The sequence below is a fragment of the Zoogloea sp. GW822-FHT05C07 genome (assembly GCF_058800215.1).
The window spans coordinates 2,626,196-2,645,381 of sequence record NZ_CM179510.1 but is presented as its reverse complement, the minus strand read 5'-3'; the positions used below and the strand labels follow the sequence as shown (position 1 = coordinate 2,645,381).

General features: G+C 64.3%; 16 protein-coding genes and 2 pseudogenes. 3 read left to right on the top strand and 15 right to left on the bottom strand.

Features of this window, described 5'->3' with window-relative positions; translation table 11 throughout:
* Positions 1-9: 9 nt before the first annotated feature.
* The 3 genes from AC3QL2_RS12435 to AC3QL2_RS12425 are packed head-to-tail and all read right to left on the bottom strand — an operon-like array spanning position 10 to position 2,718.
* Complete coding sequence (locus AC3QL2_RS12435) at positions 10-363, bottom strand: hypothetical protein (RefSeq protein ID WP_493236410.1); 354 nt, start codon at positions 361-363, stop codon at positions 10-12.
* A gap of 10 nt (positions 364-373) precedes the next feature.
* A complete protein-coding gene (locus AC3QL2_RS12430) occupies positions 374-730 on the bottom strand; it encodes a hypothetical protein (RefSeq protein WP_493236409.1) in 357 nt (118 codons plus the stop codon).
* A 17-nt stretch (positions 731-747) separates the two neighbouring features.
* Positions 748-2,718, bottom strand: a complete 1,971-nt coding sequence (locus AC3QL2_RS12425) for a hypothetical protein (protein WP_493240406.1) — start codon at positions 2,716-2,718, stop codon at positions 748-750.
* A gap of 1,981 nt (positions 2,719-4,699) precedes the next feature.
* On the opposite strand from AC3QL2_RS12425, the pseudogene AC3QL2_RS12420 reads away from it, so the two are divergent.
* Positions 4,700-4,948 (top strand): annotated as a pseudogene (locus tag AC3QL2_RS12420) (IS5/IS1182 family transposase); the annotation flags it as partial.
* A 170-nt stretch (positions 4,949-5,118) separates the two neighbouring features.
* Here AC3QL2_RS12420 and AC3QL2_RS12415 read toward each other — a convergent pair.
* The 12 genes from AC3QL2_RS12415 to gspG all read right to left on the bottom strand — a co-directional run bounded on the left by AC3QL2_RS12415 (position 5,119) and on the right by gspG (position 15,487).
* A complete protein-coding gene (locus AC3QL2_RS12415) occupies positions 5,119-6,213 on the bottom strand; it encodes an IS5 family transposase (protein WP_493240271.1) in 1,095 nt (364 codons plus the stop codon).
* A 206-nt stretch (positions 6,214-6,419) separates the two neighbouring features.
* Positions 6,420-6,932: a type II secretion system protein gene (locus tag AC3QL2_RS12410; protein ID WP_493236425.1), complete on the bottom strand. Its 513-nt coding sequence runs from the start codon at positions 6,930-6,932 to the stop codon at positions 6,420-6,422.
* On the bottom strand, positions 6,929-7,306 hold the full coding sequence (locus AC3QL2_RS12405) for a type II secretion system protein (RefSeq protein WP_493236427.1): 378 nt from the start codon (positions 7,304-7,306) through the stop codon (positions 6,929-6,931). The genes AC3QL2_RS12410 and AC3QL2_RS12405 overlap by 4 nt, the downstream gene beginning before the upstream one ends.
* Positions 7,306-7,776: a type II secretion system protein gene (locus AC3QL2_RS12400; protein ID WP_493240405.1), complete on the bottom strand. Its 471-nt coding sequence runs from the start codon at positions 7,774-7,776 to the stop codon at positions 7,306-7,308. The genes AC3QL2_RS12405 and AC3QL2_RS12400 overlap by 1 nt, the downstream gene beginning before the upstream one ends.
* Positions 7,773-10,112, bottom strand: a complete 2,340-nt coding sequence (locus AC3QL2_RS12395) for a secretin GspD/PilQ domain-containing protein (RefSeq protein ID WP_493240404.1) — start codon at positions 10,110-10,112, stop codon at positions 7,773-7,775. The genes AC3QL2_RS12400 and AC3QL2_RS12395 overlap by 4 nt, the downstream gene beginning before the upstream one ends.
* On the bottom strand, positions 10,109-10,588 hold the full coding sequence (locus AC3QL2_RS12390; protein WP_493236390.1) for a hypothetical protein: 480 nt from the start codon (positions 10,586-10,588) through the stop codon (positions 10,109-10,111). Before AC3QL2_RS12390 ends, AC3QL2_RS12395 begins: the two co-directional genes overlap by 4 nt.
* The gene (locus AC3QL2_RS12385; protein WP_493236392.1) at positions 10,585-11,139 is read right to left on the bottom strand and encodes a hypothetical protein; all 555 of its coding nucleotides are present in this window, start codon (positions 11,137-11,139) and stop codon (positions 10,585-10,587) included. Before AC3QL2_RS12385 ends, AC3QL2_RS12390 begins: the two co-directional genes overlap by 4 nt.
* Positions 11,136-11,681, bottom strand: a complete 546-nt coding sequence (locus tag AC3QL2_RS12380) for a PilN domain-containing protein (protein WP_493236393.1) — start codon at positions 11,679-11,681, stop codon at positions 11,136-11,138. The genes AC3QL2_RS12385 and AC3QL2_RS12380 overlap by 4 nt, the downstream gene beginning before the upstream one ends.
* Positions 11,678-12,385 carry a hypothetical protein gene (locus tag AC3QL2_RS12375; protein WP_493236395.1) on the bottom strand — a complete coding sequence of 236 codons (708 nt, stop codon included), beginning with the start codon at positions 12,383-12,385 and terminating at the stop codon, positions 11,678-11,680. Before AC3QL2_RS12375 ends, AC3QL2_RS12380 begins: the two co-directional genes overlap by 4 nt.
* Entirely contained in the window at positions 12,366-13,883 is a 1,518-nt protein-coding gene (locus tag AC3QL2_RS12370; protein WP_493236396.1) for a GspE/PulE family protein, read from the bottom strand. Before AC3QL2_RS12370 ends, AC3QL2_RS12375 begins: the two co-directional genes overlap by 20 nt.
* Positions 13,880-15,055 carry a type II secretion system F family protein gene (locus tag AC3QL2_RS12365; protein WP_493236397.1) on the bottom strand — a complete coding sequence of 392 codons (1,176 nt, stop codon included), beginning with the start codon at positions 15,053-15,055 and terminating at the stop codon, positions 13,880-13,882. The genes AC3QL2_RS12370 and AC3QL2_RS12365 overlap by 4 nt, the downstream gene beginning before the upstream one ends.
* A gap of 3 nt (positions 15,056-15,058) precedes the next feature.
* Positions 15,059-15,487 carry a type II secretion system major pseudopilin GspG gene (gspG, locus tag AC3QL2_RS12360; protein WP_493240402.1) on the bottom strand — a complete coding sequence of 143 codons (429 nt, stop codon included), beginning with the start codon at positions 15,485-15,487 and terminating at the stop codon, positions 15,059-15,061.
* A 200-nt stretch (positions 15,488-15,687) separates the two neighbouring features.
* Here gspG and AC3QL2_RS12355 point away from each other — a divergent pair.
* Positions 15,688-16,260, top strand: a pseudogene (locus AC3QL2_RS12355) (hypothetical protein); the annotation flags it as partial.
* Between the two features lie 939 nt (positions 16,261-17,199).
* Positions 17,200-19,170, top strand: a complete 1,971-nt coding sequence (locus AC3QL2_RS12350) for a hypothetical protein (RefSeq protein ID WP_493240406.1) — start codon at positions 17,200-17,202, stop codon at positions 19,168-19,170.
* Positions 19,171-19,186 lie beyond the last annotated feature (16 nt).

The following is a 19,186-nucleotide window of genomic DNA, read 5'->3' as shown; positions in this document are numbered from 1 at the left end:
GTCCGGGTCTCAGTAGTTGGCGAAGAAGGTGGCGGCATCGGCGTTGCCATAGGTGGCGATGGACGAGCACACCGCGGCGCTTGTGCTGTCGTACTGGGCGGTAGTGCCGGCCTGGGTGATCTGGGCGGCCAGGGCCTGGGCCTGCCAGAGCTTGCAGACCTCGGTGGGGATGCCCTTCCACGCCACCGAGGTATTGCACAGGGTGACCCAGTCGCCGCGCCAGGCCGGTTTGATGCGTAGCTCCCCGGTGGCGGTGTGGGCCAGATCGGTCACAGTCCCCTTGCAGGTGAGGCTGGCGGCGAAGGTGGCCGGTGCGAGGGTGCCAAGGAGAAGGGCGAGGGCGAGGCGGATACGAAGCGTCATGGCCGTCCCCTCAGTTGTTGCCGACGAACTCGGGCGCGTCGGCGTTGGTGTAGTTGCCCATGGCGCCGCAGGTGGCCGCGGTGGTGGTGGCGTAATAGACCCGGCTGCTGGTCTGGGCGATCTGGGCGGTGAGGACATGGGCGTGCCAGCGCTTGCACACCTCGACCGGGATGCCCTTCCAGACGGTGCTCACATTGCACAGGGTGACCCAGTCGCCGCGCCAGGCCGGCAGGATGCGCAACTCGCCGGACGCCGAGGTCTGGATCTGGGAGATACCGCCCGTGCACGAGAGGGCCACGGCGTGAGCCTGCAGCGCGGCGGTCGAGAGAACGAGGCCCAGGGTGAGGGCGGGGAGTCGCAGTGTCATGGTGGCGTGCCTCGGCATCATTGAAGGAGATCTTCGAAGAAGAGATTGGGCGGAACCCCGACGAGCAGACGGCGGGTGGGTGAAGTGCTGGAGGCGTAGGGCGGATTGGGGCTGAAGGTGGCGTAGAGGTGGTGTACGCCCTGAGGTAGCCCACTGAGGGTGCCAGTCAGCAGGCCGGCACTGGCCGGGCCTTCGGCGAGTTTGTTGGGGCCCTGGCAGTCGAGCCGACACAGGCTCAGGGTACCGCCCGCCTGGACGGGGTTGAGGGCGACGGTGAAGGTCAGGCTCTGGCTGGGGCGGATGTAGCGTCGGCTCAGGCCGACCGTCAGCGACGTCGACGCCAGCCCCAGGGTGGAGAACCCCAGTCGTCCGTCCTCGTCACGCTGGATGGAATGGGTGAGCCCGCTGCCTTGGGTCAGCTGAGTGGGCTCGCCCGATCCATCGTAGGTAATGGCGGAGGCGACCGGGAACACGCTGGAGCCCTGGGTGGCGGTCAACGTCTGGACACGCCCTGCCGCATCGAGGGCCTGATCGAGGAGCGTGCCGGTGGGGGTGAGGGTGGCGACGAGGCGGTCGGCGGCGTTGTAAGTGTACTGAGTGGTGAAGGTCTTGCCGCCCTCGAGACGGGTTTCCGAGAGGCGGTTACCACGGACGTCATAGGCATACGTGGTGGTGACGGTGCCGTCGGCCACCTGGCAAAGGCGCCCCTTGCCGTTGATGCAGCCGGTGGCGCTGTCCCAGGTGTAGGTGAGGGTCTGAACGACGGAGCCCGTGCTGCTCTTGAGCAAAGTCTGGGTGAGCCGGTTGAGGGCATCGTAGGTGTGGCTCAGGGTGTTGCCGCGGGCGTCGCTACGGGTGAGGAGGTTGCCGGCGGCGTCGAAGGTGGTGCTGACGGCGCCCCGGTCTGGTCCGCTCTCCTGGCGCAGATTGCCCAGGCCGTCCGTCGTGAAGTTGGTGCTGGCCCCATTGGGCGCGACGAAGCGGGTGATCTGATCGAGGGCGTCGTAGTCAAAGCCGGTATGGCCCGGGGTAGGCAGGGGATCGGTGATGTCCTGGACGCGTCCGAAGGTGTCGCGGGCATAGGTCGTGGTTCGCCCCGCGGGATCGACGACGGCATTGAGCCGGTCCATGGCATCGTGGCGCGTCTCAGTGACATGGCCAGCTGAGTCATAGTGCTTCCAGGGCCGCCCGAGGGCATCGAAGTCGGTGCGGGTGCGGCGGGAGATCCGACCCTGGCTGTCGTGGGTCTCGGAGGCGGTGATGTTGCCGGCGTTGTCGAGCGTGAAATGCGTGGTGTTGCCCATGCTGTCGCTGATGTCGGTCAGGCGATGGGCGGCATCCCAGGTGTAGACGGTGTAGCTGTTGTCCGGGAGCGTGACGCGGGCGAGGCCGCCCCAGGGGGTGTAGTCGTATGTAGTTGTCTGTCCGCCAACGCTGCGGGTCTTGAGCCAGCCACGGGGGGTGTAGGTGAAGGTGAGGGGCGTGCCGTTGGCGTCGGAGGCCGCGAGCAGGCGCCCCGCCTTGTCGTACTGGGTGTAGTTCCAGGTGTGGCCCAGGGCGTTGGTGACGCTCTTCAGATCCCCCCGGGTCCAGGTCGCGGTCGTATCGGGATAGTAGGTGTAGGTGGTGGTGTCGGCGACGTCGGTGCGCGGACCGTTCTCGGTGAGGACCTGGCCGAACGCGTTGTAGGTGTAGGTCCAGGTTCGGGCGAGCCCATCGCTTGCTGCGGCGAAGGCGGCGGCGCCGGAGGTGTCGGTGGTGGGTTGCTCGACCTTCTTGCACAGCACGGCGATGGGCTGCCCGTCAGGGAGCTTGGCATCGGCGGGGGCGCAGGTGGCAACGGCGTTGCCGCCCGTGGGGTCGGGCTGTCCGTTATAGACCCAGGTGGTGATGCGCTTGGGCTCGGCACGGCGGGCTTCGAGGTGCCAGAAGGGATGCCACTGGGTGGTGGTCTTGCGCTGGCCGGTTGCGGGGGCCGCAGCCGTCACATCGGTCGGGCAGGCGCTGGCGCCCTCGATGCGGGCCGTCTCGAGGTTGCGGGTCGGGTCGTTGGCGTAACAGGTCTTGAGGCCCGCAAAATCGGTGCGCGACGTGACGTTGCCGGCACTGTCGTACGTGATTGCGCTGCTCGACGCGCTGCAACCCGCGCCCCCAGGACGCGAAGTCCCTGTTTCATAAACAACACCATCAATTGTGATGGTTCCTATCGCAAAACTCTGACGAAAGTCGGGTGTGACTGTAAAAGAGTTGGTTTCATACTGAATTTCAGTGCCTTGCACCGAACCCGTGTGCTCAGTGCGAACAGGACGGCCGGATGAATTGTACTGATATGTTGAGTACCTATTCGCGGCTTCGTCAATAATTCCAGTTAATGGATTAGCATCAAATTCACCAAAGTATGAATTAGCCAGTTCAGCATTATTTTGAGAATTGCCTGAAATGTCATTCATATTGTAAATACGAGACCCAATTACGGAGAAGGAATCTAAATATTGAGGCGGAGGCATGCCTGGTCCATATTCACTCTCGTATAGAAAGGTTTTAGTCTTCGTATCCGGAAACTCAATTTTCTCAAGCCTATCCAGACTTAATGAAATAGCATACTTATAGCGCACTTCGTCTGCAGATAGCACGTCCAATCCATCCGGAGCTTTGGCTAGCTTAATGGTTCGATCACGCAAGTCGACAATGGATTCGATGAAATTCTGACCGTTGCGATTTATCTTGACATGCCGTCCAAAAGCGTCATTTATTTCTACAATAAATCCAGCTGAGTTATAAATTTCATACGTTTTGGAGACTCTATCGGTTAGCCGATAGCCTTCAGGAATTTCTATTAAATCTATGCTGTTGTGGCGAACTGGGACCAAGCTGGATGAAATCCGCTGAAAAAACTCGCGCCGATCAGCCGTTCGGACTGCCTCAAGAAGCTGAGTGTCTCGGGCATTTTTGACTATTTTTCGATCGTATGGAGATAAGAACCATCCCTGCCCAAGCAGACCTCTAATGCGATCGATGTTAAGGCTAGAGTATTCAATAGTGCTCTGAATCCCTTCCGGTAGGCTCGGAAAGGCGTCAGATTCCCGGTGTATTTTTGAACCAAGGCCAGGAGAGATAGGATTGCCGTACTCGCAAGTCTTGCTTAAATACCTGGAACGATTTCGGTAACAGATCTTGTTGGTGTTGTCGAAAGTCCAGCCATTGGGGCATGCCAAGTAGGGTATAGACCAAGCCCTTCCCTCCCAGTTTTCTACTGATGATGACCCTCCGTTTTTCTGTAACCAAGTTACCGTGTATTGACAAGAGGGTGTTCCATCCGTATCGAAATGACCAGCTCCACCCGAGTAGCAAATTTGACATGCATCCGTTGGATAACTGCAGGCATTTGGATAACAACCGGGTGATGATGCTTTACACGCAGCATCCCAGGATGAAAAGTATTTATTAACCATCGACGAATAAACAACATTGGGCTTAATGCTCTCTGTTTTGTTGCTTCCGTACCCTTCTGAAATAGCCTGCAAAGAAAAAAATGACAAACAAAATAAAACAACCCATTTTTTTATAAAATCCATTGCCATATTTAGGTTGTCATTTTCTTTCATTTCTTAGGCCCAATCTAAAACAATCTTTATTTCACTAAGTTAGCGAGAGTTTTTTCAATTGCATCGTTACTCATTGATCTGAAATCGTGAGAACCTCTTTTTCGAATGCAGAAAATCTCGCTCAAAAAAAATGCCGACGGCAAATAATATGCATTATATATTTCAATAATGTCAACTACATATTGATACCCAGGGAATAAATGTGCGCGTTTTCACTTACAGCGTTGATCGGCTTCCACTGCTCGAACTGTTGGTGTTGGTGATCAAGATCGGTAGCCTGGCGAGGCTACGTAGGCACCTTAGTTCTTCACACACACTGCAAGTCCAAGGTCAAGGCGCCGCCGGTGTAGATCGATGGGCTGAACCGCTGGCTGTCATCCTGACCGGCGCCAATCGCAACGACGTGCCCCAACCTCTGCCCCTCGTCGAGGTGACTCCACCCCTCCGTTGCAAACGGGGGCATCCGCTCTCCAAGCCTCGGATCATCCCGGCCGACCGCGGCTACAGCCATGACAAGTATCCTCGGCCACTCCGCGCTCAAGGCATCAAGACCGAGATCGCACGGCGCAACACGCCGCATGGCAGTGGCCTAGGTAAAGCCCGCTGGGTTGTCAGCGAACCATCGGTTAGCAGGCCGATGCAAAAAGCTCAGACTCCACGTCCAGCCTGAAGCCCGTTGTTTGATCTCTCATGACTTCATTCCCGAAATTGGATTCTCAATCCCATTTTTATGCCCATAGACTGGGCAGGGAAATGGGTTTTCACCCGATTCCAAGTGCCGCTTCATGCCGCACTCCCCATCGTCTGCAATTTCGCAATCCGCAGCAGGTTGTACGCCGCTGCCGACAAATAGGCGGCGATCTGGGTTCGGGCTTCTCCGATGAAACGGGTCTTTCTCATTCCACCCACCGTCTTCAACCACCCGAAGATCTCTTCAACCCGCTTTCTCTTGCGCTGGCTGACCTTGTAGCCTTCGGTGCAGGTCGTCCGTCCATCGAGGCCCGGTGTCTTGCGTCCTTCAATTCGGGCGATATGAGGTTTGATCTTGTGCTCGCGCAAATGCTGGACAAAGTCCTTCACGTGGTAGCCCTTGTCGGCCCCCAGCGTCTTGGGATGAATCCTGCGGCGCCGGGCGCGGGTGAGCAGTTGGCGAGCCGCTTTGTGTTCGGCCATCGTCGCATCGGTGATGAGCAGATCGATACACAGGCCGCTGCGGTTCTCCATGAGCGCATGGCCGCCGTAACTGAGCTTGGCCGGTTGGCCGTTGCCTTTCCTCATGAGCTTCGCGTCGGGATCGGTCGTGCTCCGGTGGGTGGCGTTGGAACGCTTCTCGCCTTTGAAGTCCACCATGCCGGTGCCGTCACCGCCGGGCTTGGGGGGCTCGTCGTCGTCCTTGCGCTTGAAGCTCTTGAAGGATGCCCAAGCGTCGATCAAGGTGCCATCCACGGTGAAGTGATCGGACGACAGCAGCTTGTCCTTGCGGGCCAGACGCACCACTTCGTCAAAGAAACGACGGGCGATGTCCGTTTCCACCAATCGCTCGCGCAGGCGGCTGAAATTGGATTGATCCAATCCACCCGACTCCAGGTCCAGATCGAGAAACCAGCGAAACAGCAGGTTGTAATCGAGTTGCTCACAGAACTGCCGATCCGAGCGCACCGAGTAAAACGCGATCAGCAACTGCGCCTTGAGCAACCGCTCCGGCGGAATCGACGGTCGGCCGCCCTTGGCGTAAAGCCCATCGAGTTCCGCGGAAATCGCCGAGAGTGCCGAGTCGGCCAGTTTCTTCACCGGACGCAGCGGATGATCGGCCGGAATCCGGGACTCGACCGAGAAATAGTGGAACATCGAGGACTGGGGATCGACTTCGCCGCGCATCGGTGCTGTGCCTGGGGTTTGAAGGATACGGCTAGGACAGGTGGGTGGCCGGATCGTTCACTGGGTTCTGCATCAGCCTGTTAGTTACACAATTACCGACGCCTGAATGTTCGATTCGCTCGATTGGCTGTCAGTCACAAAGCCTTTATCAAGATCGCCTGCAGCCTCATTTGCTTTGCTGGCGAAAGTTGAAATACGCGGGAGGCTCATTTTGTTAGGGTTTCTTGGCGCGTCTTCAGACCATTACGCTTTGGCCCTTCCAGCCGGAACAACCAGTCGGTGTAACGAATGCTCTCACCATGCTCACTGGACAGGTTCACCCAAGCAGGTAGATGTGCACGCCGCAATGCAGGTCCGAGCGAACGGCTACGCACCCCGATAACTCGTCCCTCCTGGCGCTCTACGATCCAATCCGCCGCGCCAGTCATCGGATCGCGGTACAACCGGCGCAGATGGCGCCGCACGAAAGGCACACGTGGGTCGAGGACCAGATCGTTCAGCGTCGCCGGACCAACCGCTGGGTCGTCAGGCTGGGCGGCCTGATAGCTGGCCAACGCGCGGGCAAACTCGCCGCCGATGAACAGCAGCTCGGCTTCCCGCGCTCGCTGGGCGGTGATCGACCACAGGCTGCCGAAGCGGGCCAGGCCGAAGCCCAGGGCCGCCACCGCGAAGAGCATCAAGAGGTAGGTGACGCCGCGCTGGCGTCCGCGCGTGGTCATAGCTCGCCGAACGGACGCCCGTCGCGGGCCGTTCCGGGGGCGCTGCTGTGCAGGTCCCACACGCCGGCACCGCCGGGTGGGGCCACCAGCAGCCAGCCATCGCGGCGGTCAGTCAGCGGATCCACCGGCGCAGCGCGCAGGTAGCGGCGGTCTACCAACTCGTCCAGGTCCTGTGGGTAACGCCCGGTGTCGCCGCGGAACTTGTCGATGGCGTCGCGGGTGACCGCCAGCGTTTCGGCCAGGGCCGCCTCCCGCGCCCGTTCCAGATGCACGAAGTAGCGTGGAGCGGCAATCGAGATGAGCAGCGCGACGATGGCCATCACCACCAGCAGCTCGATCAGCGTGAAACCACGGCCGCCGCCTGGCATCCGCATCACCATTCCCGGTAGGGCACACCGTCGAGCCCGCTGCCCGGCGCGCGGGAATAGACGTCGTACACGTCGCGCCCTTCCTCAGGCGCATCGGGTGGGCTGGCGTAGCTGCGCAGACCCCAGGTTTCAGCAGGGTTTAGCACTCGACCGGACTCGAAAGGATCTCTAGGCAAGCGTCTTAGCAGATAGATACGCGCCCCATCGGGAGAACGCTGGTCAGGCACACCTTGAACCAAGACATCCAAGGTGGGCGGATAGCCGCTTCCATCTGCCGCCCGAGCTATACGCCCTTCATCCACCAGTTGCTTGTAGCGATCGATGCCTTCGCGGAGCTGGCGCAAGGCCAAGCGCAGTTCACCTTCTTTGGTGCGCTGGACGGTGAGCTGCGCGACTGGCACCGCGATGGCCGCCAGGATGGCCACAATTGCCGTAGTCACCAGCATTTCAATCAGGGTGAAACCTCGCGGTCTCATTTACCCCCCGATCTTGCCTCGATCCTGACACTTACCGGTGGTGACGTAGGGACAGGCTGAAGCTGCCCGTCGACCTGAGCCAGAGCAGAACGTATCGAGAACCAAGCTTGACCTTTAGCCTCTTCGCGAACCTTAAAACGTATAGCCAATTGGGCCGAATCGCCTGCCGGCAACTGCAGCTCAAGAGTATTTCCACCCTCACGTGGCTGATCCATTGGCTCCACGAGACGAGCATCAAACCCCATCAACACGGGGCCACCTTCACCTGAGATGCCCTTTGCCTGCACCGTTACGCTGAAGACTTCACCGGGGCTCACTCGGTCGGGGCCCAGGATGACAAGCTCCTTCGATGAGGCCTCCTCTAGGCCCGTAGATTCTCCGCCCTCCGCCACTTGCGACGGAGTATTTGAGCCACCGGGATCCAAGGGAGTTGCTAGCACCGGCATCGCCACCACCGGCGGCGGCAACGTCTCGGCCTGCCGTGTCCCAGCCGCCGGCCCCGCCACGGGCGCGAGCAGCAGCGGCGCGGCCCCCACCGCCGACTCCGTCCCCGCACCAAACGTGGCACTGGCCAGCGCCGGCTGGTTGAGATTGCGCAGCACCCGTGGGGTGATCAGCAGCACGATCTCGGTCTTGTTGGCCACGTCACGCTGGCTGCTGAAGAGCCGCCCGAGCCCGGGCAGATCGCCGAGGCCCGGCAGGCGGTTGGCGGCACTGCGCTCCTCGTCGCTGATGAGGCCGGCCAGCACCTGGGTCTCCCCGTCCTTCAGGCGCAGGGACGTGGCGGCGCTGCGCGTGCCAACCTGGTAGGCCAGGGAGTTGGACGGGCCGAGGACTTCCTTGACCACGCTGCTGACCTCCAGATTCACCTTGATCGCCACCTCCTCGTCCAGGTGCACCGAAGGCTCCACCTCCAGCTTGAGGCCCACGTCCAGGTAATTCACCGAGGCCGATACGCCCACGTTGGCGGTGGAGGTGGTGGTGAACACCGGCAGCTTCTCGCCGATGTGGATGCGCGCCTTGTCCCGGTTCTTCACGCGGATGCGCGGGTTGGCGAGGATGTTGGAATCCCCGTCCTGGTCCTTCAGGTTGAGCAGCAGGCCGGGGTTGGCCACGTAGGGCACCATCGCGCCGGTGTTGCGCAGGTTCACATTGCCGCTGAGCAGCTGGCCGCCCAAGTTCTCGGTGATGGTGGTGCCGGTGGTGGTGGTCACCGCGCTGGTGGTGTTGGGCTGCAGCAGGCCGTAGCCGATCTGATCGGGGAAACGCAGGCCCAGTTCGAGCAGCTTGTTGCGGCTGATCTCCAGCACCTCCACTTCCAGCATCACCTCCGGCTCGGCCAGGTCGAGGCCGGCGATCAGCCGCTCGGCGAGGCGCACCGCGTCGGGCGTGTCCTTCATCACCAGCAGGTTGAGGCGCTCCTCCACAAAGACGTCCTTGGTCTTGACCATCTGCTTGACCAGTTCCATGGCCTGCTTGGGCGACGCGTTGGCGAGGTAGAAGCTGCGCGTCACCAGCTCCTGGTAGTCCTTCTGCTTGGCCGGCGTGTTGGGGTAGATCAGGATCGAGTTGTCGTTGAGCAGCTTGCGTTCAAGCTGCTGGGTCACCGCCAGCAGCTTGAGCACGTCGTCGATGCTGCTGCGGCGCACGAAGATCGACACCTTGGTGTCGGGTCGCACGTCCTTGTCGAGCACGAAATTGAGGCCGGACTCCCGCGACAAGACCTCCAGCACGCCGCGCAGCGCGGCGTCGCGGAATTCGAGGGTGATCGGCTTGGCGAGAGGTCCCTTCAGCGCCACCGGCAGCGGATCGCGGGCGGCGGTACGCTCGTCGAGCCGGCGCATCACGCCACGCGCCACCGCATGGCCGGGCTCGGCGGCCAGCACGCTGCGGGCGACCTGCTCTGCGCCGACGAAGTCCTGCGCGTCGAGGCGCTTGCCAGCCTCGGCCGCCATCCGGTTGCGCTGGCGCTGGGCGGCGATCGTCTCCAGCCCGGCGACCACCCGCGGGTGATTCGGGTCGTACTGGCGCGCCAGCACCAGCGCCGCCTCGGCGTCCTCGAAACGGCCGCCGGCCCGCGCCTCCTCGGCCACGGCCAACTGGCGCAAGGTCAGGCGGTCGCGCTGGCGCAGGTAGTAGCTGCGCAGCGCCAGGTTGGCGGGGTCGGCGGCGACCTTCTGCTGCAGCTCGCGCAGGGCCGCGTCTGGGGCTCCGCTGGCGAAGGCCTGGCGGCTTGCCTCCAGGGCGGGGTTGGCGGCGCAGGCGGTCAACAAGGCAAATACGAGGGCAAACGCGGCCCCGGCGCACAGGGTACGGAACGGACGTCGTGGCTTCATGGATTGCCTGTGCTCAGGCTCTGGGTTTCGTTGAGGGGCAAATACAGGAAGTCGATGCGCTGGCGGCTCACCGCCGTGACCCGGTAGCGGCCATCGAGCACGTCGCCGGGGCGCACCGCGCGGACCTCGTCCCGCTCCAGCAGGAAGGCCGCCGGCGGGCCGCCATCCTCCAGCGCGCCGCCGTAGCGGTAAGGCAGCGGCGGTGCGACGGGCTTGGTGTCGACGACTGGCGAAGGTGGCGGCGGCGGCAGGAAGCTGCGTGCGGGGAAGAGTTCGCCCGGCGGTCCATCGGCCGGCGGACGCGCGCCAAGGCGCAGTTCGCCCAGCGGCGTGGCCGGGATGGCGGCCGGACGTGCACGGCCGGCCTTGCGCAGCGGCCGCGCACCGCCGTCGCCCTCATCGTCCAGCCCGGCGGCCCACCAGGCGGCGGCAAGGACGGCGCCCAGCGCGAGGATCAACCCATGGGCGCGTTTCATGAGCGCCCCCGCAGGAAAATCACCAGCCGGACCCGCGCGTCCAGTTCCTCGGCGCCGATGTCGGCGCGCTTCAGCAGCAGCCCGTCGATAGCGACCTCCGGCAGTTCGGCCAGCAGGTCGCCGAGCCACAGGCGCAGCGCGGCATAGCGGCCGTGCAACGGCAGCTCCAGCGCCACCTGCTCCAGCGGCGTGCCGGTCACCGGCGTGGAGCGGTAGTCGGCCTTGTCGGCGGCGAGGCCGCGGGCCAGCGCGTAGCCGTGGATGCGCACCAGCAGATCGGGCAGGCCGTCGCTGGCCGGGAAGGCGCCGTAGTAGGCGTCGAGGCGCTCCCGCTCGGCGGGCGGCGGCGGCAGCGCGTGGCGCTGCTGGCGCAGCAGGCTGCGGCTCTGGCGGTCCAGCATGTCGGCTTCGTCGGCGAGGGGCCGGTTGCCGCTGATGTCGAAGGCCAGCGCGAAAACCATTAGCGCCACGCCGAGCACGCCGGCCCAGCCGGCGCCGCGCAGGATCCGCTGGGCTTCCGCTCGTAAGCTGGCGAGGCGCGGCGCCGTCACGGCTGCGCCTCCCAGCGGGCCTGCAGGTCGAAGCCGACCACCGGGAGCGGCCCGTTCTGGCGGAAGGCGTAGCCCGCCAGGCGCACGTCGCGCAGCGCCGGGATGGCTTCGAGGCGTTTCACGAAGGCGAAGACCTCGGGCAAATTGCGGGCCTCGCCGCTGAGCTTGAGCCGCCCCTTGGCGCCGTCCTGGTCCATCTCCAGCAAGGCCAGGCCCGGATCGTCGGCGGCGCTCTCGAGGGCCGCCAGCAAGGCGTTCCAGTCGCGACCGAGGCCGGCCACCACGCCGAGGGCCGCGCGGCGTTCGGGGTCCGTGAGTGGCGCCACCGGTGGTCGGACCGGATGGGCCACGGCGCTCTGCCGGCGCGCCCGTTCATCGGCATGGCGCGCCTCGGCGAGGCGGGTTTCGGCCACGTCGAACTCATGCAGCACAGCGAATGCGGCGAGCCCTCCGCAGGCCAGCATCAGCCAGCCGAGCGCGCCGGGCGGTCGGCGGCGGCCGCTGAAGTCCAGGTCCACTGCCGCCGGCACGGCGCGACTCACGGACGGGCCTCCACGCAATCGGCGTGGGTCCAGCCGGCCGGCAGCGGCGCGTCCGTCGGCAGCACACCGGCCACGTAGAAGGTGCCGGCGGCCGGTGCGTCCGGCAGCGTGGCGAGCAGCGCGATCAGGCCGTCCACCGCAGCGCGGCCATCGGCCTCGCCGACCGGCAGGCTGCGCAGGGCCCGCCAGGCGCCAGCCGCCCACACCCCGATAGTGACGCGCCCCGGCTCCCGGCGCGCGAAGGCGCCGTCGCCACGGAAACGGCGGCGGGCCCAGTTGAAGTCGGCCAGGAAAGCCGGCTCGACCGCCCGCAGGCTCAATCGGCGCTCCCTCGCCCAGTCCCGCAGCGCGTCGTGCAGGGCGAGCGGCAGCGCCGCGGCGACACACTGCGGCCCGGCGGCGTTGCGGTCGGCGAGCGCCACCCAGGGCCCAGCACCGAAAACCTCGACAAATCGATGTTCGACAAAAACCCGTCGCTCGTCCGCCGACAGCCCCTTCGGCCAGGTCACACGCAAATAACGCACGTGGCGGTCGGCGACGGTGACGTGCAGGCGCGAGAAGCGCGGCAGCGCCGGCAAGGCGGCCAGCGCCTCGCCCCAGTCGGCGTCAACGACCGGCTGCTCGATCACACCGGCCCGCCGCTCCAGCCGCAGCGCATCCGGCCCGATATGCAGCGTCGCGCGCTCAGGCCACGAAAGTGACACGGTTCAGCTCCTGCAAGGTGGTGAGACCGTCGCGGACCAGCGCCAGGCCGGCGTCGCGCAGGCTGGCGAAGCCGCGCCGGCGAGCCGTCGCCTTCAGCTCGCGCAGCGGCGCGCGGGCGATGATCAGGTCGCGCAGCTCGTCGTCGAGGATCAACACCTCGGCGATGGCGTGCCGGCCCCGGTAGCCTGTGCCGCGGCAGGCACCGCAGCCGCTGCCGGCGCGGAAACGATAGCCGCTCATGCTCGCCAGGCCGGAGTCGGCGAGCAGCGCGGCGTCGGGCGTGCACTCGGCGCTGCAAGCCGGGCAGTTCACGCGGATCAGGCGCTGGGCCACCACGCCGTTCAGGGCCGCCACCAGGTTGTAGGGGTCGATGCCCATGTGCATGAAGCGGCCGATCACGTCGAAGACGCTGTTGGCGTGCACAGTGGTGAACACCAGGTGGCCGGTCAGCGCGGCCTGCACGGCGATCTCTGCGGTCTCCGGGTCGCGGATCTCGCCGACCATGATCTTGTCCGGGTCGTGGCGCAGGATGGAGCGCAGGCCGCGGGCAAAACCCAGGCCCTTCTTCTCGTTCACCGGAATCTGCAGCACGCCGGGCAGTTGGTACTCCACCGGGTCTTCGATGGTGACGACCTTCTCCTGCCCCGAGTGGGTTTCGGACAGCACGGCGTAGAGGCTGGTGGTCTTGCCCGAGCCGGTCGGCCCGGTGACCAGCAGCATGCCGTAGGGCTCCATGGCGAGGCGGCGCAGCGTGGCGCGGGTGGCGGCGTCGAAGCCGAGGGTCTCGAGGGTGAGGGCCGCCATCTCGCGGGTCAGGTGTTCCTTGTCGAGCAGGCGCAGCACGGCGTCCTCGCCGTGGATGCTGGGCATGATGGAGACCCGGAAGTCGATCGGGCGGCCGGCGGCGTGGACCTTGAAGCGTCCGTCCTGGGGCACGCGCCGCTCGGCGATGTCAAGCTCGGCCAGCACCTTCAGGCGCGACAGCACCTGCTCGGCCAGTTCGCCGCCCTGGGCGCCGCCGGCCCGCGTCAGCACGCCGTCCACCCGGTATTTGACGACCAGCCCACCGGGCACACTCTCCAGGTGGATGTCGCTGGCCCCCTGCTGGATGGCGTCGTAGAGGGTGGAGTTAACCAGCTTGACCACCGGGCTGGCGTCGCTGGCGATGCGCCGCAGGGACAAGTCCTCGCCGTCGTCCACGCGGGCCGCGGCGGCTTCGCCGAGCACGCCGGCGACGACGCGGCCGGATTCCGCGTGGCGGGCCAGGCAGGCGGCCAGATCGTCGCGGCGCGCCAGGCGCAGCGCGAAGGGTTCGGCGAGGCGGCCGCCGAGGCCGTCGAGCAGGTCGGTGTCCTGCGGGTCGGCGACGGCGATCAGCAGCCGCCCGTCGTCCGCGCGGCCGGCGAAGGCGTCGCGGCGCAGCGCGTCGTCGAAAGGCAGCGCGGCAAAGTCGGGCTGCAGCGCGAACAGTTCGGCGTGGCCGATGGCGGCAATCACTGGATGCTCTCCGCCACCTGGAAGATCGGCAGGTAGAGCATCACCAGCACCACGCCGACGCCCACCGCGATCACCAGCATCAGCAGCGGCCCGGCCAGGCGGGCCACCAGTTCGAGCCAGCGGGCGTTGTCCTGGTCGTGGAAGTCGGCGGCGCGCTCCAGCATGTCGCCGAGGTTGCCGGCCTTCTCCCCCACCGCCAGCATGCGCAGCGCCACCGGCGTGGCGAGGCCGTGGGCCTGCAGCGTGGCGGTGAAGCCCTGCCCTTCGCGCACCGCCGTCCGGCTGGCCAGCAGGCCGGGCCGCAGCACCGGCGACAGCAGGCCCTCGACCATACCCATCGCCGCCACCGCCGGGATGCCGCCGCGCAGCAGCATGCCCAGCGTGCGGTACAGGCGGGCCAGCTCGAAGACGCGCAGCCGCTCGCCGAGGCGCGGCAGGCACCAGGCCAGGCGTAGGAGCGCGGCACGGCTGTCGGCGCGGACGGCCAGTGCCCCCAGCCCTCCGAGCGCGGCCACGACAGCGCCGCCGATCAGCCCGCCATGGGCGTCCATCAATTGCCCCCAGTCGAGCAGCAGGCGCGACATCCACGGCAGCTCGCCGCCGACACTCTCGAAGACTTGCGCGAAGCGCGGCACCACAAAGAGCAGCAGGAACAGCATGACCGCCCCGCCCACCACCAGCAGCAAGGCCGGGTACACCGCGGCGGCGACCAGCGTGCCGCGGATCGCGTCGAGCTGGCGCTGGTAGGCCACGTAGCGGGACAGGGCGGGCTCCAGGTCGCTGGTGTGCTCGGCGGCGCGCACGGTGGCCACGTACAGAGGCGGGAAGGCGGCTGGCTGGGCTTCCAGCGCGGCGGACAGACTGCGGCCTTCCCGCAGCCCGTGGCCGAGGGCGTCCACTACCGCGCGCAGAGCCGGGCGGGCCTCCTTCTCGGCGAGGGCGCCGAGCGCGTCGGCCAGCGGAATGCCGGCGCGCAGCAGGGCCACCAGCTCCTGGTTGAACAGCATCAGCGGGAAGCGCGCGCCGCGGGCCGGCCGCCCCAGCGGCGCAACCGACAGCACCGCCAGGCGGCGCTCGGCAGCCAGCGCGCGGGCGGCAGCTTCATCGACGGCATCGACCTCGATGTCGACCACGGACGAGGCCGCCCCGAGGGCGCGAACACGGAAACGCATGGCTCACCAGTTGACGATGTCGGCGGCCTCGCCGCTGCCGCCGGGCTGGCCGTCGCGGCCGAAGGAATACAGGTCGAACTCGCCGTGCTCGCCCGGCTGCTGGTACTGGTAGGGCTTGCCCCACGGGTCGTCGGGCACCGCCTTCTTGAGGTAAGGGCCGGCCCAGCGAGCGGCATCGGCCGGCTTCTCGGTAAGGGCGCGCAGGCCTTCCTCGGTCGTCGGGTAGCGGCCCACGTCGAGGCGGTACTGGTCGAGCGCCTTCTCCAGCCCGTCGATCTGCGCCCGCGCCGCCTTCACCTCCGACTTTCCGATGTGGGCGAAGAACTTGGGCCCGACGTAGCCGGCCAGCAGGCCGATGATGGTCATCACCACCAGCAGTTCGAGCAGCGTGAAACCAGCAGCAGTTCTTCGGGCTCCCAGAAATTTACGCATACAAAAAGCATAAATTAAATTGACATACGAATTATATATCAGGCATATTTAAAACGCCTAACAATTTTTCAGGCATACATTGCCAATGCGTACTTCGGCCCTCGATAGAGCAACAAGACGTTCGATCGAATTTCTTTAAAACCCCTAGTACACCAAAGAAGAATCCCAGCATTAACCCTACGACCAGGACAGCCTCCCCCATGAAAAGAAGCACCACGCAAGTCATCGTTACCGCAAGGAGCAGTCTCTCCTTCCGACTTCGCCCTGTGGTTATGGTGGCACTATCTTTGGTTGCGGCCCCCTCTTTTTCTGCGGGCTCGTTTTATACAACAGGCGGATATAGTGGCGGCTACTCCGGTTCAGGCTTCCTATCAATAGAGGAGGCCGCAAAATGGAGTTGCCGTATGAACATGACTATGCCATGGGGCGCCAACTCCCCCCCTCCGCCTCCCAGCTTCTTCAGCTGCGACGGCCGTGCTGTCTATTATCAAATTCAAAGCACTCCTTTTCTTCAATATGGCGGGTGGACAAACTGGTGGGGTTCATATTTGTCCGATGGGTATGGCCCCTATCCTTATTTTGCTATTGGCTATGATCCGCAGCGTCCTCCCCGCGCAAAAGATCTAGGTAACGACGGCGGCTGTGGTGGCGGCTCTTCGCCTGCCACCCCGAACCCGATCTCCATAGGCACGGGCGATAAATACCTTAATGAAGCTGATCTGGTTGGGTCGATTGGCGGCCAACTCGAATTTCGCCGCTACTACAACAGCAGCGTATATATGCAAGGCACCGCCATTGGGGAAAAGTGGCGTCACAACTACGACAGAAGAGTCGGAATCCCTCTCCTATATGAGAGTTTTGGCTTGACAACAATCAACCGAGCTAACGGCAAGGTTTTTTCGTTCTCCAAAACACAAAACAACTGGACTTCCGATTTGGATGTCACCGATGGGCTAAAGGCACTCACCGATTCGAGTGGCAATCAAACCGGCTGGCTCTACACTGTCGCATCCGGCGGATTTGAAATCTACAGTTCAAGTGGAACCCTACTTTCCCTCGTCACTCCATCTGGCGCATCGCAATCATTGTCTTACGATGCAACCACCGGTCTTCTTTCTGAAGTCAAAGACCATTTTGGTCGATCTTTGAGTTTTTCGTACAACGGAGGAAAGCAGCTCATTTCCGTACAAAACTCAAACGGAGAGGTTGTTTCGTACACTTATCTTGCGTCCAATCTTTTATACGAAATCAAATACAACGACGCAAGCACCAAACGATACATTTACAATGAATCGGCAAACACAGTCGAGTTCGGTCCTCTTGCGAAGATAACTGGCATTATCGACGAAGCGGCCATTCGTTTCTCAAGTTACAAGTACGACGTCAATGGACGTGCCATTTATGAAACGCTTCCTGAAGGAGTTTCAAGTTATCTGCTTGCTTACTCCTCCAATAGCGCTTCAGTTACAGACCCACTCGGCACTATTCGCACGTACAACTTCCAAACCCTAAATGGCGTAACCAAAGCCGCAGGTCAAAGCCGCCCCGACGGAGCGGGTTGCAGCGCGTCGAGCAGCGCAATCACGTACGACAGTGCCGGCAACGTCACGTCGCGCACCGATTTTGCGGGCCTCAAGACCTGTTACGCCAACGACCCGACCCGCAACCTCGAGACGGCCCGCATCGAGGGCGCCAGCGCCTGCCCGACCGATGTGACGGCTGCGGCCCCCGCAACCGGCCAGCGCAAGACCACCACCCAGTGGCATCCCTTCTGGCACCTCGAAGCCCGCCGTGCCGAGCCCAAGCGCATCACCACCTGGGTCTATAACGGACAGCCCGACCCCACGGGCGGCAACGCCGTTGCCACCTGCGCCCCCGCCGATGCCAAGCTCCCTGACGGGCAGCCCATCGCCGTGCTGTGCAAGAAGGTCGAGCAACCCACCACCGACACCTCCGGCGCCGCCGCCTTCGCCGCAGCAAGCGATGGGCTCGCCCGAACCTGGACCTACACCTACAACGCGTTCGGCCAGGTCCTCACCGAGAACGGTCCGCGCACCGACGTCGCCGACACCACCACCTACACCTACTATCCCGATACGACCGCGACCTGGACCCGGGGGGATCTGAAGAGCGTCACCAACGCCCTGGGCCACACCTGGAACTACACCCAGTACGACAAGGCGGGGCGCCTGCTCGCGGCCTCCGACGCCAACGGCACGCCCCTCACCTTCACCTACACCCCCCGTGGCTGGCTCAAGACCCGCAGCGTTGGCGGACAGACAACTACATACGACTACACCCCCTGGGGCGGCCTCGCCCGCGTCACGCTCCCGGACAACAGCTACACCGTCTACACCTGGGATGCCGCCCATCGCCTGACCGACATCAGCGACAGCATGGGCAACACCACGCATTTCACGCTCGACAACGCCGGCAACATCACCGCCTCCGAGACCCACGACAGCCAGGGTCGGATCTCCCGCCGCACCCGCACCGACTTCGATGCCCTCGGGCGGCCCTGGAAGCACTATGACTCAGCTGGCCATGTCACTGAGACGCGCCACGATGCCATGGACCGGCTCAATGCCGTCGTCGATCCCGCGGGGCGAACCACGACCTATGCCCGCGACACCTTCGGACGCGTCCAGGACATCACCGATCCCCTGCCTACCCCGGGCCATACCGGCTTTGACTACGACGCCCTCGATCAGATCACCCGCTTCGTCGCGCCCAATGGGGCCAGCACCAACTTCACGACGGACGGCCTGGGCAATCTGCGCCAGGAGAGCGGACCAGACCGGGGCGCCGTCAGCACCACCTTCGACGCCGCCGGCAACCTCCTCACCCGTAGCGACGCCCGCGGCAACACCCTGAGCCACACCTACGATGCCCTCAACCGGCTCACCCAGACTTTGCTCAAGAGCAGCACGGGCTCCGTCGTTCAGACCCTCACCTACACCTGGGACAGCGCCACCGGCTGCATCAACGGCAAGGGGCGCCTTTGCCAGGTGGCCGACGGCACCGTCACCACCACGTATGCCTATGACGTCCGTGGTAACCGCCTCTCGGAAACCCGTCTCGAGGGCGGCAAGACCTTCACCACTCAGTACACTTACAACGCCGCCGACCGCCTCGTCGCCACCCTCACCCCCACCGGCACGCTCCTCGATCAGGCCCTCGATGCGGCAGGGCGTGTCCAGACGTTGACCGCCACCCAGGGCTCCAGCGTGTTCCCGGTCGCCTCCGCCATTACCTACGATGGATCGGGCGAGCCCACTCAGCTGACCCAAGGCAGCGGGCTCACCCATTCCATCCAGCGTGACGAGGACGGACGACTGGGGTTCTCCACCCTGGGGCTGGCGTCGACGTCGCTGACGGTCGGCCTGAGCCGACGCTACATCCGCCCCAGCCAGAGCCTGACCTTCACCGTCGCCCTCAACCCCGTCCAGGCGGGCGGTACCCTGAGCCTGTGTCGGCTCGACTGCCAGGGCCCCAACAAACTCGCCGAAGGCCCGGCCAGTGCCGGCCTGCTGACTGGCACCCTCAGTGGGCTACCTCAGGGCGTACACCACCTCTACGCCACCTTCAGCCCCAATCCGCCCTACGCCTCCAGCACTTCACCCACCCGCCGTCTGCTCGTCGGGGTTCCGCCCAATCTCTTCTTCGAAGATCTCCTTCAATGATGCCGAGGCACGCCAC

Excerpts from the sequence above, each read along its gene's own strand:
- AC3QL2_RS12435 (WP_493236410.1), bottom strand. The coding sequence starts at position 363 with ATGACGCTTCGTATCCGCCTCGCCCTCGCCCTTCTCCTTGGCACCCTC.
- AC3QL2_RS12430 (WP_493236409.1), bottom strand. The coding sequence starts at position 730 with ATGACACTGCGACTCCCCGCCCTCACCCTGGGCCTCGTTCTCTCGACC.
- AC3QL2_RS12415 (WP_493240271.1), bottom strand. The coding sequence starts at position 6,213 with ATGCGCGGCGAAGTCGATCCCCAGTCCTCGATGTTCCACTATTTCTCG.
- AC3QL2_RS12410 (WP_493236425.1), bottom strand. The coding sequence starts at position 6,932 with ATGACCACGCGCGGACGCCAGCGCGGCGTCACCTACCTCTTGATGCTC.
- AC3QL2_RS12405 (WP_493236427.1), bottom strand. The coding sequence starts at position 7,306 with ATGCGGATGCCAGGCGGCGGCCGTGGTTTCACGCTGATCGAGCTGCTG.
- AC3QL2_RS12400 (WP_493240405.1), bottom strand. The coding sequence starts at position 7,776 with ATGAGACCGCGAGGTTTCACCCTGATTGAAATGCTGGTGACTACGGCA.
- AC3QL2_RS12395 (WP_493240404.1), bottom strand. The coding sequence starts at position 10,112 with ATGAAGCCACGACGTCCGTTCCGTACCCTGTGCGCCGGGGCCGCGTTT.
- AC3QL2_RS12390 (WP_493236390.1), bottom strand. The coding sequence starts at position 10,588 with ATGAAACGCGCCCATGGGTTGATCCTCGCGCTGGGCGCCGTCCTTGCC.
- AC3QL2_RS12365 (WP_493236397.1), bottom strand. The coding sequence starts at position 15,055 with ATGCGTTTCCGTGTTCGCGCCCTCGGGGCGGCCTCGTCCGTGGTCGAC.
- gspG (WP_493240402.1), bottom strand. The coding sequence starts at position 15,487 with ATGCGTAAATTTCTGGGAGCCCGAAGAACTGCTGCTGGTTTCACGCTG.